This window comes from Spirillospora sp. NPDC049652, from assembly GCF_040675125.1.
In the GTDB taxonomy this organism is placed as follows: domain Bacteria; phylum Actinomycetota; class Actinomycetes; order Streptosporangiales; family Streptosporangiaceae; genus Spirillospora.
In genome coordinates, this window is the sequence record NZ_JBFAOF010000878.1 from 1 (window position 1) to 3,040 (window position 3,040).

Annotated in this window: 2 protein-coding genes; one reads left to right on the forward strand and one right to left on the reverse strand. The window is 73.5% G+C overall.

What is annotated here, in order from left to right; all coding sequences use genetic code 11:
• The first annotated feature begins 1,574 nt into the window (after window positions 1-1,574).
• A complete protein-coding gene (locus AB0J52_RS34220) occupies window positions 1,575-2,114 on the forward strand; it encodes an ATP-binding protein (RefSeq protein ID WP_500187036.1) in 540 nt (179 codons plus the stop codon).
• 123 nt (window positions 2,115-2,237) lie between these two features.
• Here the strand turns inward: AB0J52_RS34220 and AB0J52_RS34225 are convergent.
• Window positions 2,238-3,040 (reverse strand): arginine deiminase family protein (locus tag AB0J52_RS34225; protein ID WP_500187038.1); only part of this gene is annotated, 803 nt, incomplete at its 5' end.

The window sequence follows — 3,040 nt, forward strand, 5'->3', positions numbered from 1 at the left end:
GCGCGGGGCGCGCGGGGCGCGCGGGCTGCGGCGTGGGGCGCGAAGTGCGCGAGTCGGCAAGGCGCACGACGTATAGGACGTCCGGCACGTGCATGGGACGCCGGGGCGCGGACGCGGACGTCGGCGCGGGGGCAGGACTCGCGGGGTGCACGCGGCGTGGGCACCGGGTGTGGATCCGGGACGCGGGCGCGGATTTGGGTCCGCCCGGACGCAGGGCGCGTGGGGTACACGCGCGCGGCGCGGCGCGGGTACACGCGGCGCAGAACGCCGGGGCGCTGACTCGGCGTGTGGGCGCGGAACGCCGGGGCGACGCGGTACGGGACGGGCGAGGCACCGAACGCGTGCAAGGCGGGCGGTGCGCAAGGGGCGCGGGGGCCGCGCGGGGCGCGAAGTGCGCGAGGCGGCAGGGGCACGGTGTGTAGGACGCGGCGCGGGTGTAAAACGCGCGCGTGGTACGGCGGAGCGCGGACATCGGCGCGTGCGGGGAGACACGGGACGCTCGGGTATACGCGTGGGACGACGGGGCGGGGACTCGGTTCGCGGGGCGGAGCACGCGCCGGGTGCGCAGAACGCAGGGCTTGAGGCGCGCTGCACAGGGCCGCGCAGACGCGAGGCACAAAGCGTGCTGGGCCGCGCTGGGCGCGGCGCGGGAGGTATCTGCGGGGCGCAGAGGCGTGCGGGCAGGACGCACGGATGGCTGCGCGGGGGGAGGAGGAACGCACGGCGCGCGGGCGTTCGACGCCGGGGGCGGGCGCGGTGTGGCGGGATGCAGGACGCGGGACGCGCAGGTTGCACGCGGCGCGGGACGCCGGAGCGGCGGGGGACGCGGGCCCCCGGGGGGGGACGCGGGGCCGGGGGGAGGCGAGGCGGGGGGAGGCGGAGGCGGGAGGGGACGCAGTGTGCGGGGTCGGGGGCGCAGGAGGCGCTGCGCGCGGGCGCGGGGCGGGCGGCTCGCGGGCGCGGGATGTCGGGGTGTGGACGCGGGTGGGGTGGGTGGGGGTGTGAGGTCGGACACAGGGGGACGGTGGGTGAGGGGGGGTACGGAGGGGGCTTCTTCGTATTTCGGGGGGTTCGGGCCGGTGGGATGGGTATTTTCGCGGCTTTGCGCTGGAGGGATGTGCGTATTCGTGGTGGGGGTGGGTTAACGATCTTGGGGTGGGGGGCTTCGGGGTGGAATCGATCTTGGGGGTGGGTGCGTCTCAGTGGGCGGGACGCGGGTTTGGACGTTCCGCGGGAGCCTCGGCGGGGAAGGGTGTTGGGGGTTTGTGCGAGAAGTACTGATCTCTGGGCGAATGGCCGGATCGGGCCATGATCTTGACTGGGCGAACCGGGGGTCGGGGCGGAAAAGTGTGAGGTTTGCGTAGTGTGACGGACGAAACGTGCGCGCGAGGAGTAAAGACAGTGGCGGTTGGATAGATCCATCATGACGGTCTGTTGAGCGGGGGGTGAGGGTCCGTGGAGCAGGGCAGGGGGCAGGCACGGGTGTTTCGTCCCGGTTTCGGGGGCCGCTGTAATGGGCATTTCGGCCGTAACGGAATGACGGGGGTCTTCCGAGCACGGGGATCCAGGGGGAGGTGAGGGCGTCGAGCGCGGTACTGCTGCCCCATGCGCCGTCCAGCGTGGCGGTCGCGCGCAGGCGCCTCGGCTCCGAGCTGGGGGCCGCGGGGGTCGACGCCTCGATCGTCGACGACGCGAGCGTCATCGTGAGCGAGCTGATCAGCAACGCCCTCCGCCATGCGCGTCCGCTGCCCTCGGGGCAGGTCCGGGTCACCTGGACCAGGCGCGGCGACGTCATCGAGATAGCGGTGAGCGACGGCGGCGCGACCACCGAGCCCCGGCGCGGACCGGGCACGCTGTCCTCACTCGGCGGGCGCGGGCTCGGGATAGTGGAGACGCTCGCCGAAGGCTGGGGCGTGCGGCACGAGGACGGCGGAACCACCGTCTGGGCCCGGCTGTACGCACCCCGCTACAGCGCCGAAACGCGGGTCACCGCCGGGGTGCTCCCCGACCTCATCGAGATCGTCGACATGACAGGGACCTTCCGGAACCCCGACGCCGACGGGCCTGGCGCCGCCTGCCACGAAAGCTCGCCAAGTCGGGCATACCCCGGCTAGTCGGACCACCACTTCACTGTGTAGGGTCCTCTTCAAGCTCGGGCGCTGTCGTGCCCCCGTCGACACCGCCCGAGCTATCCACGTCCGGCCCCCGGGGTTCACTCCGGGGGCCGTTTCCGTTGTTCAGGCGGACGGGGGCTCGTCGCGGAGGATCGGGCAGGACATGCAGCGCGGGCCGCCGCGCCCGGTGCCCAGCTCGCTGCCCGTGATGCGGATGACCTCGATGCCCGCGGCCTCCAGCTGGGCGTTCGTCTCCACGTTGCGCTCGTAGGCGACACAGACCCGTGGCGCGAGGGCGAGGGTGTTGTTGCCGTCGTCCCACTGCTCGCGCTCGGCGGTCACCGGGTCGAGGCCGGTGTCGATCACCTTGAGCCGGTCCAGGCCCATCGCCTCGGCCGCCGCGTCCAGGAAGAGGCGGGGGCCGGACACCCTGAGGTCGCCGTTCGCGGCGGTGACCGTGAACGCCTCCAGGGAGTAGGCGACCGGCGGGTACATGACCACGGTGTCCACGTCCACCATCGTGCAGACGGTGTCCAGGTGCATGGTCGCGCGCTCCTGCGCGATCGGGACGGCCAGCACGGTGTGCGCCAGGCCCGCGTCGAACACCTGGCGGGCCAGCCGCTCGACGCCCGCCGGGGTCGTCCGCTCGCCGGTGCCGACGGCGACGACGCCGGGGCTGAGCAGCATCACGTCACCGCCCTCGACGTGCTCCATGGACGGGTCGTAGACGGGCCGGATCCCCGCGAAGCGCGGGTGGTGCCGGTAGATCAGCCCGGTCAGCGCGGACTCGTTGCGGCGCGCCGGCATCGCGAAGCTCGTCAGCGCCACGCGGTCGCCGATCCAGGCGCTGGAGTCGCGGGTGAACAGCAGACCGGGGAGCGGGTCGACGATGAAGTCGAGCTCGTCCATGAGCCGGTAGACCGGCC